We start from the raw sequence: 14,780 nt of genomic DNA, 5'->3' as shown, positions 1-14,780 counted from the left end.
TTGGGTGAAAACGGGTCAGTCTTCCACATCCGGCACGATCTCCATGCCGTAATCGTCCGCCGTCAGCAGCCCCTGGTCCTTCACGCCCTGAATTCTGGACGCGTCGGAATGGAGGTCGCGCACGTCGAACTGGTGATGCAGGTAATTGAAGGTATGCAATTTTCCTGCAAGTCCCGGTACGCCCGCGAGGTATTTGATGATCTCGTTCACCATGAGCAAGGCGGTGGCGCCGTGCGTGGCGCCCATGGCGCCGGCGTCGAAATTGCGGAAATCGTCGAGGAGGAATTCGTTGCAGCGGTACGAAGCGGCGGGCGCTCCGCTGGCGGGCAGCATGTTGAACCCGCCCCACCAGGCCGTCCAGTTATGGACTTCGCCCATGACGAAGGGTTTGTTATCGAGGATGCAGGCGTCGTTGGTCACGAGGTGCGTGGGGCGGTGCTGCGAGCAATCCACGATGAGGTCGAATCCCTGGAAAACCTGCCGGGCGTTTTCCGGTTTTACCTGTATGAGGAAAGGGTAATGTTTGTTCCAGGGGTTGAGGGAAAAGAGGCGGCTGGCGGCCATTTTTGCCTTGTGCTTGCGCACGTCCTGCATGTTGAAGAGGGGCTGGCGATGGAGGTCTTCCTCCAGAATCACCCCATAATCCGCGATGCCGATCACGCCAACGCCCGCGGCGCTGAGGTATTGGGCAACGGGGCTTCCCAATCCGCCCGCGCCGATGATGAGAATGCGCGCTTTCTTCAATTGCTCCTGCATCTGCACGCCCATTCCGGGTACCGCGATGGGATGTTTATATCTGTTCAGTTCTTTTTCTGACAACATGTTATGCTACGGTCTGATTTCCTCCGCAAAGATAACCTACTCCTGCGGAAACTCCATCGTGAAACGGCTGCCTTTACCGATAACGCTTTCCACGCGGATCTTTCCCTTGTGCGCGTCTACGATGGCTTTCACATAAGTAAGCCCCATCCCGAAGCCTTTCACGTTATGCACGTTCCCGGTATGGGCGCGGTAGAATTTCTCGAATATGCGCGACACCGTGTCCCGGCTCATCCCGATACCGTTGTCGGCGATCGAGATCACGAGGTTTTTGCGGGTATTGGAAGTGGCGATACGGATCTCCAGGTTGTCTTTCGAATACTTGATCGCGTTATCGAGCAGGTTGAAGATGAGGTTGGAGAAATGCACTTCGTCGGCCTTCAGGATGGGCTGGATGGCGTTCAGCTGCAATTCCACGCGGCCGTTCTTGCCGTCGAGCTGCAGGCGGAGGTTGTCGATGGTATGGGTGATGAGCTGGTGAACGTCGATGGGTTGGAGGTTGAGGGTCAGTTCCTCTTTTTCCATGAGGGCGGATTGGAGGATGGATTCCACCTGTTTGTTCATCCGTTTGTTTTCCTCTTTGATGATGCCCGAAAAGTACCTGATCTTTTCCTTGTTTTCCATGACGCGTTCGTTGCCGATGGCGTCTATGGCGAGGGAAATGGTGGCGAGCGGCGTTTTCAGCTCGTGGGTCATGTTATTGATGAAATCGCTCTTGATCTCGGAGAGTTTTTTCTGGCCGAGCATGGTGCGGATGGTGAGCGCGAAAGCGGTGACGATGATGATGGTGAAAACGATGCTGCCGAAGATCATCCATCCGAGCGATTTGAACACCGTGAAACTGCTTTGCGGAACGAATACGTGGAGCACTTCCATGGTGGGCGATGTGAGGTTATCGGCGAGCGGAACGATGATTTCCTGGTAAAGTGCGGAGTCGACGTCGCGCCGGCGGAGGCGTTCCACGAAATTGCGGGAGCTGAGCTGGATGTTGATGCCGTGTGGCGTGGGGGATTCGACGCCGAATTCGAAGATGGTGTCGAGCTTGCGTTCCTTCATGGATTTGCGGAGCGCGGCAGACACTTCGTTGATATCTACCTGTGCCGAGATGGGTATAACCTGTTTAATGTTGTTGTCGGAAAAGGGGTCGAGCATGAATTTGCCGAGCACGCCGTCGGGTTTGTTCCGGTCGATCTGGATGCGGGTGACGGGTGTGACGGATTTGCTGAGGATGTCGTTGCCGGCGGCGAGAACGGCCTCTTCCATTTTATGTTCTTTCTCTTCTTTTTTGATATGGGCAGCATTACGAATCCAGCTAAACTGTATATAAATGATACCCAGCAGGGAAAGTGAAATCAATGCAATCAGAACAGGAAATATCTTTTTTAACGGCAGCATTTTATAAGACTATGAAACGATAAATATAGCGAAAAAAGTGGCGTACGCTGGTAATTGCTACAGCAACTATGATACAAAATTATAGGGGTGGATAGTATAAAAAGGGGCACTGCTGTTAAAAAACACCACTTTAACGTAATTTTAACGGAGAAATTGCGCGGTTATTATGTGTTCTTTACATACCTTTGTTCTGTCATCTGGTACCAAATTTGCTACTGGATAACAGATACAAATAAGCGAATAAACTTTCTACATACATCGACGTGGATTCGTTCCATAAGCGATTTAGATTTTGGTTGATAAAATGGTAAGGGATCTTTCTAGGTCCCTTTTTTTATTTGCTTCTTTCTCAATTATAAATAATTGTCTTACAGCTGTTTGGAGTCCTTCCTTTTGCTTGCCTGGTGGTTTGAGCCGGCCGGAGGGAATAACGTGGGGACTGGTGGGCGTATTGTGTTTGTGGGGGATTGGCGTGTGTCGGGGTGTGGAAAAACAGCCGTGGCTGGGGTGAGAATTTCCCGGTTTTCCGGAGATCGGGGTTCGTTGCGGAATCCGGAGGGGCGGGGTGCTGGGGGCTTTCAGGGGAAATCGGGCCCAAATCTGGTTTCTGGGTATCTCCGAATTGCGGAGGCGTTAATTTTTGAATGGATTATTCGTGTAGATTGCCCGCCAATAAACGATTCCATTATGAATGTAACGATTGTTGACCTCGTAATTATGACTTTATTGCTTACCGGCTTATATGCATTTATCACTGTATTCCTGGTAGTGGGGAGATCATTACCGATTTCGCCATGGTACAATGCGCTCGTGTTCCGGCATCCGGATAGCCGGTATAAAATGAAGGGGCCTATTACCGGTAAAACGGTTTGGCTGTATGTTCACCGGAAAAATTCCGATGAAGCGATGAGGCAGGCATTGGCCATCCTCCATGAATTAAAGTATTACGCGGCCTCGCTGCGAGGGCATTAATTAAAACTTGCAACATTGTTTGGACCCAATCATTTTCATCAACAAGAACAACTCTCGCTGAACCGGTTTGGCCAGGCGATATGCGGTATTACCTGCGGCGTCCTTTTTATTTTCCTGTCTGAAAAATGCGGGTGGGACGATAAAGCGATCGGCAAAGTGATTCATTATCTCAGTCCGCTGTGTACCATGGCCACGGCAGCTGTCATTCCCTGGATTGCCAGGAAAATGTTCCGCTGGTATTTGCAGCACAACATCTCAAAATACAGCTCGCGCATGTCAGCCCACATTTCGCAGGCGGCAGACAGGCAGGCCATTACCGGCGAACATGAAGCATACCTGAAATCACAACGTTTTCATGCAGACAAAACGTTGATCGAGACCTACAGGTCTTTGCTCGATGCTACAACAGCGAGGTTCAAAAAGCATTTCGGCGACCCGGGAGGGAAGCAGGATGAAAACGTTTAGCCGCCGCAAGCCGGGCTGTATAGATGCGTTTTCGTGCAGACAAAACGTAGATCGATACCTCGATGCTACAACAGCGAGGCTTAAAAAGCATTTCGGCGCCCCGGGAGGGAAGCAGGATGAAAATGGTTCGCCACCGCAAACCGGGCTGACAGGATGCGTTTTCGTGCAATTGGGCACCGCCGACTCACTCTTAGTAAATTTCGCAGTAAACTGCCTCATCGGCCCTTTTAGCCGCGTCTTTCTTGTGTAGCGGGAATCGGCGGATTCGCCTTTCGCGTAGCTAACCCTACTTTTTCTTCGCTTTTGTCGCCGGCTTGGCTTTGGGGGCCGAAGTGCTGGCTTTTTTCGCGGCGGGTTTAGGTTTCGCTGCGGCCGCTGGTTTGGCTTTGGAGGCAGCACTATCAGCCTTCTTCGCGGCGGGCTTGGGTTTCAATTTGGAGGAGTTCTTCGCTTCCTCGAGCCGGAACTTCACCATGCGCCCGATGAGGTCCAGGGGTAGCGGGGAACCTTTGGGCAACTGCACCACGCTTTTCGATTGCTGGTAAGGCGCCAGTTCTTTGGCGAACACTTCGAAAACAGTAAACGGCGGAGGAAACGCAAGGGAATAATGCTCCTTGAAACCCGAAAAGTAAATAACGTACCCGTTTTCCTTATAGGCCGGTATCTGGTAACTGATCACCTCTTCCGCATTGGGCGCAGCTTTGCGGATCGCCTGGCGGATTTTCGTTAGCGCCGCCTGGTCTGCCGCGTCGAACGTGGAAATGTACTGGTCGATGGTTTTGAAATCGGTCTTAGCCATGATTTGAAAGGGTTTTGTGTTAATCAAAAATACCGACGGCCATCCTTTTTCATGCATGCCGGAAGCGACAAAAAAAGGGCAAAATGCGTCTAAAAGAAGTTCCCCTTCAAAAAAGTCACCTTCTATTGCCGATAGTTGCCCGGAGTTGGTTAAATTTGGTTAGAGCATGTGGAATAAGGTATGGAACAACTTGCGCCTGGAATATTGCTGATTGCGGACCCTTTCCTGAAAGATCCGAATTTCGCCAGAACGGTGGTCCTCCTTTGCGAACACCAGGAAGAAGGCAGCTTCGGGTTCGTGGTAAACCGCCCGTTCGATCATAAACTCGACGAGCTCATTCCCGCCGTCGTTACCCCCAATATTCCCGTCTTTTACGGCGGCCCCGTCCAGCTCGACACCATTCATTTCATACATCAACTCCCCGACCAGATCGAAGGCGGCTTCGAAGTATTTCCCGGACTCTTCTGGGGCGGCGACTTCGCCACCGTTGTAGAGCTCATCAACCGCGGCGAACTGGATTTGCAGAAAATCAAATTCTTCATCGGCTACTCCGGCTGGAGCAGCGGCCAGCTCGAAGGCGAACTGAACGAGAAAAGCTGGATCCTTTCCCGCATCACCCCGCCGCTCCTTTTCAGCGGCAACGAAGAAGAAATCTGGAAGCAATCCCTCCAGAAACTGGGCAACAACTTCGCCATGATGGCCAATTTCCCGATAGACCCGTCCCTCAACTGATTTGAACTATTCCGGCATCATACACCCATAAAAAAAGCCGGGCATCGCTGCCCGGCCTTAATATATTGCCTGTGAGGAGATTACTGGGCGGTGGCGCCTTCTACCAGCACCGTCGCCTTGTTATTCAGCACCTCTACGAAACCACCCTCGATGGAGTAATGATCTGCATGGCTCTTATCTTTCAGCACCTTCATCTTGCCTTTACCCAGGGCGGCGATCAGCGGAGCGTGCCGGTCCAGCACTTCGAAGGAACCGTCTACGCCCGGCAACTGGATGCCATATACTTCTCCTGTGTACAGCTTTCTTTCCGGTGTTAATATTTCCAATAACATGTTAATCGGTTTAGTGGTGTGTGGCCTTATTTAGCAGCAGCCGCAAGCAGTTTCTTGCCTTTCTCGATGGCATCGTCGATGGTACCAACCAGGTTGAACGCAGCTTCCGGATATTCGTCCACTTCGCCGTCCATGATCATGTTGAAGCCGCGGATGGTTTCCTCGATGGGAACCAGTACGCCTTTCAGACCAGTGAACTGCTCTGCTACGTGGAAAGGCTGAGACAGGAAGCGTTCCACACGGCGGGCGCGGGATACGGTCAGCTTGTCGTCGTCGCTCAGCTCGTCCATACCAAGGATCGCGATGATGTCCTGCAGTTCTTTATAGCGCTGGAGGATCATTTTCACGCGTTGAGCGGTATTGTAGTGAGATTCACCTACGATAGCGGGAGAAAGGATACGGCTGGTAGAATCCAGGGGATCCACAGCGGGATAGATACCCTTATCCGCGATCTTACGGGAAAGTACGGTAGTAGCGTCAAGGTGGGAGAAGGTAGTTGCCGGAGCGGGGTCGGTCAAGTCATCCGCCGGTACATATACCGCCTGTACGGAGGTAATGGAACCGTTTTTGGTGGATGTGATACGCTCCTGCATCAGGCCCATTTCAGTGGCCAGGGTGGGCTGGTAACCTACTGCGGAGGGCATACGGCCCAGCAGTGCGGATACTTCAGAACCTGCCTGGGTGAAACGGAAGATGTTATCTACGAAGAAGAGGATGTCACGACCGCTGCCGGCAGTGCCGTCGCCATCACGGAAGTATTCCGCCATGGTGAGACCGGAGAGGGCCACACGGGCACGGGCTCCGGGAGGTTCGTTCATCTGGCCGAAAACAAAAGTAGCCTGGGAGTTTTTCAGTTCTTCCTGGTCTACAGCGGAGAGGTCCCAACCGCCATGTTCCATGGATTCCTTGAATTTATCGCCGTAACGCACGATGTTCGCTTCGATCATCTCACGCATCAGGTCGTTCCCTTCACGGGTACGCTCTCCAACGCCTGCGAATACGGACAGACCGGCGTGGCCTTTCGCGATGTTGTTGATCAGCTCCTGGATCAGTACGGTTTTACCTACACCCGCACCGCCGAACAGACCAATTTTACCACCTTTCGCGTAAGGCTCGATCAGGTCGATTACCTTGATACCGGTAAACAGCACTTCGGTGTCGGTTGCCAGGTCCTCGAAACGGGGAGGCATCCGGTGGATCGGGGCGCCGTTGGTAGCGTCCAGCTGGCCGAGACCGTCGATAGCCTCGCCCACCACGTTGAACAGACGGCCTTTAATGGCATCGCCGGTCGGCATTTTAATGGGACCGCCCTTGTCGGTCACATTCATACCACGAACCAGGCCCTCGGTAGAGTCCATAGCCACAGTACGCACGCTATCTTCGCCCAGGTGCTGCTGCACCTCCAGAATTACCTTCTGGCCGTTATCACGGGTGAGTTCAAGCGCGTTATAAATTTCCGGCAATTTTCCTTCAAAATGCACGTCCACAACGGGACCGATGATTTGTTTGATCTTACCTGTATTAGGCATATTTGTTAGTTGTTTATAGTACGCAAGTAAAATGTGCTAATGCAAAATTTCGCGCAAAGGTAACGATTGAAGCCAGAAAACCCAAAATTCCGGGAATTTGATTTGGGGTGATTTTCGTCAGTTTTCCGCACCGGGACATCAAATATATATTAATTATAGTCAATAAATTGGCATTTCCCGGCCGGGGATATTATTTTTAGCGGCATAACACTCTTTATAATGATACAAAACGATAAGCCCGCACCATCCCGCCGTAAATTCCTCGGCAATCTTACCAAAGCCGGATTATTCGGCGCCGCCACCCTGGCACCCGGAGCCCGCACCGCCGCCGCGGCCGTTTCCAACGCCGTTCCGGAAGCCGCTCCCGCCGCAGAAGCCCACGCCTTCCTCTGCCAACCCTACCTCCAGCACCCCATGCCCGACGGCATGACGGTCATGTGGCTCAGCAACAAGCCCACCTACAGCTGGGTAGAATACGGCGAAACCGAAGCCCTCGGCTCCAAAGCCCAGCACAGCAACGCCGGCGTCGTCGATTCCTACAACACCCTCCACAAAATCCGCCTCAGCCACCTCAAACCCGGCACCACCTATCATTACCGGGTACACTCAAAGGAAATTGCGGAATTCCAGCCATATAAACTCACTTATGGAGACACCCTCGTCTCCGAAATATACTCGTTCACCACCCCCGCCCTCAAGCCCACGGAAGTATCCTGGCTCGTGATCAACGACATCCACGACCGCCCGCAATCCATCCCCCACCTCACCGGCCTGAACAAAGACCCGTACGATTTCGTGTTCTTTAACGGCGATGTGTTTGATTATCAGGAAGATGAGAAGCAAATCATCGATCACCTCCTCGCGCCCGCCGGCAAAGCCTTCGCCTCCAATAAACCGTTCATCTTCACCCGAGGCAACCACGAAACCCGGGGCAAATACCGCCGCGAACTGGCCAATTACTTCGACGGCGAATATATCTTCGACCGCACCTGGGGCCCCGTCCACTTCACCGTGCTCGACACCGGAGAAGACAAACCCGACGACCACCCGGTATACGCAGGCATCGTGAGCTTCGACGAATACCGCCGCCAACAGGCCGAAACCCTGAAAAAAATCGTGGCCACCCCGGCATTCAAAAAAGCGAAATTCCGCGTAGTGATGATGCATATACCGCATTATTACTCGGGCGACTGGCACGGCCCCATGCATTGCCGCGAAATGTTCGCCGAAACCTTCGACAAATCGGGCATCGACCTCTTCATCGCCGGGCACACCCACAAAATGGGCATTTACCAGCCGGTGAAAGGACAACACTCCTACCCCATCGTGATCGGCGGCGGGCCGAAAGACGGCAACCGCACGCTCATCAAGGTAAAAGCCACGGAAAAAGACCTGCAGCTCGTGATGCTGAAAGACGATGGGTCCGAATTCGGGAAAGTGGAACTGAAAAGCAAACGCTGACATCCCAAACAATATAAAACGCCAACGGCCCCCGCGAACACGGGGGCCGTTGGTTTATCATCATGGCTGATTCGTTAGTTTTTCCAGGTTTTCTCACCTTTCTCCATCTTTTCCAGCAGTTGTTTCGCTGATTTCAGCATGTATTCACCGGATTTTTCAGTGCTGGCGGCATAGGCTGCCACTACTTCCTTCTGCAATGCGATGCCTTCGGGCTTACGGTCCAGCCGGTACAACAGGTGCGCGTATACACTTTTGATCATCGGCTCGGAAGCTTCCGCTTCCATGGCCTGGCGGCTCCATTTCAGTGCGGATTGCAGGCAGGCGGGATCGCTGCAGTTCCGGGCGATCGATCCGGCGAGGGAGCTGAGCTCGGCCGGCGCGATCTCCGCGCCGTATTTTTCCACGAAACGGCGCGCTTCGGCCTGGAACTTGTCCCACTGGCCGTTCCGCTGGTACACGTTCAACCTGAACATCCCGAACAGTTTACCGGCCTGCTGCGGATATTTCTTTTTGAGCGCGGATTCCAGCCCTTTCATATCCGGTTCGCCTTCGCCTTTCCATTTGCTGTACAACTCTTCCCCGGCGATGATCTGGCCGGTTTTCTTCGCTGAAAACCCTTTCCCCATCACAGCGTCCACTTTTGCGGGCTGGCGGAGGAAGATGGTGAAACCGGGATCTTCGGACCGCATGGTCATTTCGTCGAGGAATGCGAGGTCTTCCTTATTGTACACATCGGGCATCACCTGCAGCCAGGTTTTCATCAGCTTCGTCATGTTGACGCCGTCGTAGACTTTTTTGGCTTCCCTGACGAGGGATTTCACTTTCTCCGGATCGCTGCCAACTTCTTTGCGGGCATTCTCCATCCGGGTGTAGTATTGCGTTTCAGGATCGAAAGCGGCGGCCGATTTCGCGATAAAGCCTTTCGCGCTGTCTGTTCCCACCACCAGGTGCACCAGTTTCCCCTGCGGCGTGAAATACAGGAAAGTAGGATACGCCATGACCGCATATTCCTTTGCCAGGAAATCCGCGTCGGCATAGCGCGCCTTCACTTCTTCATCGTCTTTGGCGGTACGATCCATCTGCATCTTCACGCTCACGAATTTTTCATTGAAGAAATCGCCGACGTTTTTTTGGGGGAAGATGTCGCGGCTCATCATTTTACAGGGGCCGCACCAGGTAGTGAAGCAATCCACGAAAATGTATTTATTCTCGCGCTTCGCCTTTTCCAGCACAGCTTTCCAGGAAAGGCCGTGGGTGAAGCGGATCCCTTCGTCCTGCGCGCTTACGGTCAGCGTGGCGAGCATGAGGCAAAAGAACAAAGTCAGTTTTTGAAGGTTCATATGCAATCCGTTTTAAATTATCGTTGATTGGGTTTGATTTCGGGACTGAGCATCATGATCCGCGACGGGATCGGGTATGTATACCTTACACTGTTCGGTTCCAGCGTGAAGGACTTATCCCCGAACCGGTGCGTCACAGGCTTCGCGAAAGCAGGCTCCAGGTTGAGGCGGCGCAGGTCGAACCAGCGCATCGCGCGACTGAACAGTTCCCGTCTCCTTTCTTCCAGCACTATTTTCAGCGCCTCCGCCGGCGTAGCCGCCGTCAGTTCCGAAAAATCCGCCGGCTCGAAACGCTTGCGCCGCAGGTTGTTGATGATGGTCAAAGCTTCGGCTGTTTTGCCTTCACGGGCGCGCGCCTCCGCTTGCGTGAGCAGCATTTCGGGAACGCGGGGGCCAACGTCGCGGGTATCGAACGCGAGGAATTCACCGTTGTAGATGCGCCCCTCGATGCCGAGGAGCGTTTGACCATCGCCGGTGAAAATCTGGTACCGGAGGTCTTTGGTGCCCAGCAGCGTCAGGAACTCCTGGCTGTAAAACGCGCTGGCATATGCGTTGAAAGCGGTTTTATAGAGGATCACTTCCGGGTTCTGGATGTTCCTCGGGATGAGGGTACCCGGGCTCGATTTGATCGTATTCAGATCGAGCACGTCGCTCTGGATGGCCAGCGTACTGTCTGCATACTTCCCGGCTTTCACGTAATCGCGGCGCATGAGGTATGTGCGGGAAAACATGGCGTACACGGCCGCCTTCCCGGGATAGAGCTTCACCGCGGGCTTCTCCGCCACCATGGACGATGCGGCCTGCAGATCGGCCAGGATGCGGTCGTACACGGCTTTCACGGTGGCGCGGTCGAGTTTTGCGTTCAGATCGGGCGCCAGCAGCAAAGGCACACCGGGGTCGGACGACGAAGCCGATTCGTTCCAGGGTTTTGCGTACAGGTTGATGAGGCTCCAGTAGCCAAACGCCCTGTGCACGAGCGCCTCGCCCATCAGCTGGTCTTTCTCCCCCTGCGTTCCGCCCGTCGCGTCCGGCAATCCGGCAATTACGACGTTGGCGGTGTAGATGAGTTTGTACAGGGTGTTCCATTCACCGTCGTCCACATCCTGCCGGTAAAAATCGGGCTGGAACGTGTAAATATTGATCGTGCTCTCCCCGAGGGATTTTTGCAGCGCGGGGTCAGTGTTGAAGTCATAGTCGTCGGAACCCATGTCAGACGTACCGTAAGACGCGCTCAGCGTACCCACGTTATTGAGCAGCAACCGGTAATCGCGGACGGTCTGGGGAATGATGACGCCCTTCGGCTTGATGTCTACATAATCGCGGCAGGCGCCCATCGCCAACATGCATCCCGCCGATATATAAAAGATGATCTTTTTCATGTTCTTCCTTTTTTGTGGTTACATCAGAATCCTGCTCTCAGCGAGAAGATGAACGATTTCGCCGGCGGCAGCACCGTAGCGTTGTCTGACGGAATGAAATCCGGATCGATGCCCTGTTTGTTCTTCGTCCACAGGGCGAGGTTACGGCCCTGTACGCTCACCTGCAGCGTCCGCAATACGTTTCTCACATAAGCAGGAACGGGCACGTTGTAGCTGAGGGTCACCTCGCGCAAACGGGCATGACTGCCGCTTTCGATCAGCTTATCGCTGGAAAGGTACCGTGCCGGATTGCTGCGCCCGTTGAACACGGGAATCCCCGGAACATCGGTCAACTGCTCGTCGCCGGGTTGCTTCCAGCGTTCGGACACGTCGGCATGAAGGATTTTCTGCGAGATATAGTTACTGTAGTTCCCCGCCGAAGCCCGACGGAAAACGTGGCCCAGCTTATACGTGATGAGCGCCGAAAGCTCGAGGCCTTTCCAATGGAAGGTATTTGTCCATCCACCGAAATACGGCGGCACCGTTACGCCGCTGTACACCAGCGCTGCAGGATTGGTCACCGTCACCGTCGTGTTCACGAGCGTATTTTTGTCGTCGTAGATCAGCGGCTGGCCTTCGTTGTCCAATCCACCGTAACGATAGCTGTACAGGTAGTTCATCGGCTTTCCCTTGATGGCCTGGCCGCTGAGGTAATACGTCACGTTATCGAGCTGGCGGTCGGCTGACGTCACTTCGTTTTTGTTCCACGCAAATGTCAGCATCGTGTTCCATCCCCAGTTCCGCTGCGCGATCAGCGTGCCGAACAGCGTCACGTCCACCCCGCGGCCTTTCATGGCGGCGGTATTGATGGTCGCCGTTCCGAAACCCAATGTGGGGTTCAGTGTGGCGGGCCCGAGGAGGTCGGTATTCTTCTTGAAATACACGTCTACCGATCCACCGAACTTCCCGTCCCACATCGCGAAATCGGTACCGATGTTCAGTGTTGCGGTTTTTTCCCAGCGGAGGTACGGGTTTTCCGGATTGCGGATCGTGGCGTAGGAAAGATCGTTGATGTTATCGCGGAGCACATTGGCGATGAGGTACGGGCTCGTGCTGCGGTCTACGTTGCCGTTGAGGCCGTATGTGGCGCGGAGCTGGAGCTTGTCGAGCCAGTTGGTTTTCATCCAGGCTTCCTCGCTGATCCTCCAGGCCATACCTGCCGACCAGAGCGGCGTGGAGCGGTATTTCCTGCTGGCGCCGAAAAGATTGGAATCGTCGAGCCGCGCGCTTCCCGACAAGGTATACTTCCCAATATATGTGTAGCTGGCGTTCCCGTAATACGACAAATAACGGTTACGGTCATACGTCAATGTAGATGGAACGGCCACCTTCGTGCGGTTGTTGTATACGGCCGTGAAGTATTCCAGGTCGTAATTCACCGCCTGGAACGTGAGGTCCTGGTCATTGTAACCATATTTCCTGTCGGAGAAAGTGGTCATGAGATACTGGCGGATTTCCGAACCCGCTACCGCGTCTACCCTGTGTTTGGTGCCGAACGTGCGGTTGAGGGTCAGCTGGCCGCGGAGGTTGTAGTGGCTCAGCTCATTGTCCTGCTGATTGAGGATCGCGCCCTTCGGGATGCCGTACACGAGCTTGCCCGTTCCGGTCTGGATGGAAGTGGCGTTATTAATCGTGTTGCGGACGGTGTACGACGCTTCGTTATAGTAATTCCGCGTCTTCACGAACCCCTTTTCCTGCATCCCCATGATCGTGGCCTTGAGCCCCTTGATCAGGTCGATGTCGAGCGCGCCATTGAAACGATAGGTATAATCCCTGGTCACGTTGTCCATATTCGCCATTTCATCGAGATAAGAGAACCGCCAGGGCAGATAACCCTTCGATTCCAGCTCGTCGAGCTTCGAATAATAGAATGCGCGCGATTCCCACACCGGCTGGCCGTTTGCATCCACGAACCGCGCGTACGGCAATACCGTACTGGTCCCCGGCGTCAAGGGCGACAGTCCGTACCCGTTATTCTCCTGTTTCACGCTGGCCGCATTGAGCCCGGCCGTGAGCGTAAAGCGTTTCAGGAATTTGGCGGTAGTCTGGAGGTTGACGGTCCACCGGTCTGCCGAGTTCCCTTTGGCGATAGGCAATTCTTTCGCGTAGGAGCTGGACAGAAAATACCGGATGGCGTTTTCACCGCCGGAAACCGACAGGTTATACTGCTGGTTGGCGGGGTTCTGCAGGAAATATTTTTGATACTGATCGCTGTAGTCGCGGGCGCGGAGTTGTGCGAGCGCGGCTTCCTTTTCCGCCGGCGTGATCTTTCCGCGCAGCTGCTGGAACATGATTTCCATGCCTTCGCTGATCATGAAAGGGTTCCGCTGGCTGAGGGGATCGGTCAACTGTTTCTTATCGATCATTTCCTGCTCGAAATCGAGATATTCGGTGGAATTCAGGATCGGGCGATAGGCAAGCCGCGGCCGGCCGGCGACAGACAATACGGTAGACAGGTTGACGCTGGGCGCTTTATGATAGCTTCCCTTCTTGGTTTCGATCACCACCACGCCGTTGGCCGCGCGAACGCCCCAGATAGACGCTGCCGCGGCGTCTTTCAGGAAAGTGATCCGTTCAATGTCGTCGGGGTTGATCGCGCGGAGGTCCAGTTCGGTGGAAAACCCATCGATCACGACCAGCGGCGATGTGCTGGGATTGCTGATGGTATTGCGCCCGCGGATGCTCATCCCGATGCGCGAGCTGCCGGAGGATGACAGCATGGCGTCTGTGTTCCGCACATCCACCAAAACGCCGCTCACCATGCCTTCCAGGCGGTCGATGATGTTCGGGACGGGCTTCTGCTGGAGGTCTTTGGCCGTCAGTTGCCCGAAAGCCCCGGTTTGCCGGTCTTTCGGAAGGGTTTGGTAACCGGTCGACACTTCCACCTGTTCCAGCATCTTCACATTGCTTTGCAGAACGATGGCGATGCGGTCGCGGTAGCCGGGAAGCACGTCCTGCGGCAGGTAACCCAGGCAGGAAACGCGGAGCTTCGCCGCGGGCATGGGCAGGCGGAGCCGGAACTGGCCGTCGTCGTCCGTCACCGCGCCGAGCGTGGTGCCCGGAACGCTGATGGTAGCGCCTACCACCGGAGTTCCGCCATCGCCCGTAACCGTTCCGCTCATGTCATAAGACGCCGGCGCTGCCGGCTGGGATTTGTCGGCCGGAGGGGTCGTTTCCCGGCGATTGTCGGGCACGATTGCGTAATGCCCACGTTTCACGTAAATAAAAACCAGTTTCTGCGGATACAGGAGCTGCTTCAGCAATTCGTCCAGCGGCAATTGCTTATGCGCCGCGAGGTCGAAATTGCTGGACTTGTTCTCCAGGATGGAAAACTCATAGGCGAAGCGGACGTTGTACGTTTTCCCCACTTCCTTCAAAATGCCGCTCAATGGCTGGCTGCGTTGCTGCTGCGCAACGGCGAACTGACTGATCAATACGAATAAACTCAGCATCGTCAGACGGATCTTGTCCCTCATGTGCATCATGCTTCGATTTTGGTTATGTTAACGGTTGGTATT

General features: G+C 54.2%; 11 protein-coding genes. 3 read left to right on the top strand and 8 right to left on the bottom strand.

The annotated features are described in order from the left end of the window. Positions 1-15 precede the first annotated feature (15 nt). Both WJU22_RS08545 and WJU22_RS08540 read right to left on the bottom strand, forming a co-directional pair. Positions 16-822, bottom strand: a complete 807-nt coding sequence (locus tag WJU22_RS08545) for a HesA/MoeB/ThiF family protein (RefSeq protein WP_341842818.1) — start codon at positions 820-822, stop codon at positions 16-18. Between the two features lie 36 nt (positions 823-858). Continuing rightward, positions 859-2,082 carry a HAMP domain-containing sensor histidine kinase gene (locus WJU22_RS08540; RefSeq protein WP_341842817.1) on the bottom strand — a complete coding sequence of 408 codons (1,224 nt, stop codon included), beginning with the start codon at positions 2,080-2,082 and terminating at the stop codon, positions 859-861. A 1,377-nt stretch (positions 2,083-3,459) separates the two neighbouring features. Between WJU22_RS08540 and WJU22_RS08535 the strand changes: the two genes are divergently transcribed. Continuing rightward, on the top strand, positions 3,460-3,651 hold the full coding sequence (locus tag WJU22_RS08535) for a hypothetical protein (RefSeq protein WP_341842816.1): 192 nt from the start codon (positions 3,460-3,462) through the stop codon (positions 3,649-3,651). A 286-nt stretch (positions 3,652-3,937) separates the two neighbouring features. On the opposite strand, the gene WJU22_RS08530 is transcribed toward WJU22_RS08535, so the two are convergent. Further along, complete coding sequence (locus WJU22_RS08530) at positions 3,938-4,450, bottom strand: DUF1801 domain-containing protein (RefSeq protein ID WP_341842815.1); 513 nt, start codon at positions 4,448-4,450, stop codon at positions 3,938-3,940. A gap of 180 nt (positions 4,451-4,630) precedes the next feature. On the opposite strand from WJU22_RS08530, the gene WJU22_RS08525 reads away from it, so the two are divergent. Beyond that, complete coding sequence (locus WJU22_RS08525; protein ID WP_341842814.1) at positions 4,631-5,182, top strand: YqgE/AlgH family protein; 552 nt, start codon at positions 4,631-4,633, stop codon at positions 5,180-5,182. Between the two features lie 80 nt (positions 5,183-5,262). On the opposite strand, the gene atpC is transcribed toward WJU22_RS08525, so the two are convergent. Beyond that, positions 5,263-5,514, bottom strand: a complete 252-nt coding sequence (gene atpC, locus WJU22_RS08520; protein ID WP_126244974.1) for an ATP synthase F1 subunit epsilon — start codon at positions 5,512-5,514, stop codon at positions 5,263-5,265. A gap of 26 nt (positions 5,515-5,540) precedes the next feature. After that, entirely contained in the window at positions 5,541-7,043 is a 1,503-nt protein-coding gene (gene atpD / locus WJU22_RS08515) for a F0F1 ATP synthase subunit beta (RefSeq protein WP_341842813.1), read from the bottom strand. 219 nt (positions 7,044-7,262) lie between these two features. On the opposite strand from atpD, the gene WJU22_RS08510 reads away from it, so the two are divergent. After that, positions 7,263-8,504: an FN3 domain-containing metallophosphoesterase family protein gene (locus WJU22_RS08510; protein ID WP_341842812.1), complete on the top strand. Its 1,242-nt coding sequence runs from the start codon at positions 7,263-7,265 to the stop codon at positions 8,502-8,504. 74 nt (positions 8,505-8,578) lie between these two features. On the opposite strand, the gene WJU22_RS08505 is transcribed toward WJU22_RS08510, so the two are convergent. The 3 genes from WJU22_RS08505 to WJU22_RS08495 are packed head-to-tail and all read right to left on the bottom strand — an operon-like array spanning position 8,579 to position 14,747. Next, positions 8,579-9,844, bottom strand: coding sequence for a thioredoxin family protein (locus WJU22_RS08505; RefSeq protein ID WP_341842811.1), 1,266 nt, complete (start codon positions 9,842-9,844; stop codon positions 8,579-8,581). Positions 9,845-9,861: 17 nt separating this feature from the next. Further along, positions 9,862-11,223 (bottom strand): RagB/SusD family nutrient uptake outer membrane protein, encoded by a 1,362-nt coding sequence (locus WJU22_RS08500; protein ID WP_341842810.1) that lies wholly within the window; start codon positions 11,221-11,223, stop codon positions 9,862-9,864. Positions 11,224-11,246: 23 nt separating this feature from the next. Beyond that, positions 11,247-14,747, bottom strand: a complete 3,501-nt coding sequence (locus tag WJU22_RS08495; protein ID WP_341842809.1) for a SusC/RagA family TonB-linked outer membrane protein — start codon at positions 14,745-14,747, stop codon at positions 11,247-11,249. Positions 14,748-14,780 lie beyond the last annotated feature (33 nt).

This window comes from Chitinophaga caseinilytica, assembly GCF_038396765.1.
Classification (GTDB): domain Bacteria; phylum Bacteroidota; class Bacteroidia; order Chitinophagales; family Chitinophagaceae; genus Chitinophaga; species Chitinophaga caseinilytica.
Note: the sequence above shows the minus strand (reverse complement) of the source record. Positions and strands in the feature narration are given on the sequence as shown.

What these genes read in the sequence shown, in the direction of transcription:
- atpD (WP_341842813.1), bottom strand. Translation starts at nt 7,043, where the DNA reads ATGCCTAATACAGGTAAGATCAAACAAATCATCGGTCCCGTTGTGGAC.
- WJU22_RS08495 (WP_341842809.1), bottom strand. Translation starts at nt 14,747, where the DNA reads ATGATGCACATGAGGGACAAGATCCGTCTGACGATGCTGAGTTTATTC.
- atpC (WP_126244974.1), bottom strand. Translation starts at nt 5,514, where the DNA reads ATGTTATTGGAAATATTAACACCGGAAAGAAAGCTGTACACAGGAGAA.
- WJU22_RS08500 (WP_341842810.1), bottom strand. Translation starts at nt 11,223, where the DNA reads ATGAAAAAGATCATCTTTTATATATCGGCGGGATGCATGTTGGCGATG.
- WJU22_RS08510 (WP_341842812.1), top strand. Translation starts at nt 7,263, where the DNA reads ATGATACAAAACGATAAGCCCGCACCATCCCGCCGTAAATTCCTCGGC.
- WJU22_RS08540 (WP_341842817.1), bottom strand. Translation starts at nt 2,082, where the DNA reads ATGGAAGAGGCCGTTCTCGCCGCCGGCAACGACATCCTCAGCAAATCC.
- WJU22_RS08530 (WP_341842815.1), bottom strand. Translation starts at nt 4,450, where the DNA reads ATGGCTAAGACCGATTTCAAAACCATCGACCAGTACATTTCCACGTTC.
- WJU22_RS08505 (WP_341842811.1), bottom strand. Translation starts at nt 9,844, where the DNA reads ATGAACCTTCAAAAACTGACTTTGTTCTTTTGCCTCATGCTCGCCACG.
- WJU22_RS08535 (WP_341842816.1), top strand. Translation starts at nt 3,460, where the DNA reads ATGTCAGCCCACATTTCGCAGGCGGCAGACAGGCAGGCCATTACCGGC.
- WJU22_RS08545 (WP_341842818.1), bottom strand. Translation starts at nt 822, where the DNA reads ATGTTGTCAGAAAAAGAACTGAACAGATATAAACATCCCATCGCGGTA.
- WJU22_RS08525 (WP_341842814.1), top strand. Translation starts at nt 4,631, where the DNA reads ATGGAACAACTTGCGCCTGGAATATTGCTGATTGCGGACCCTTTCCTG.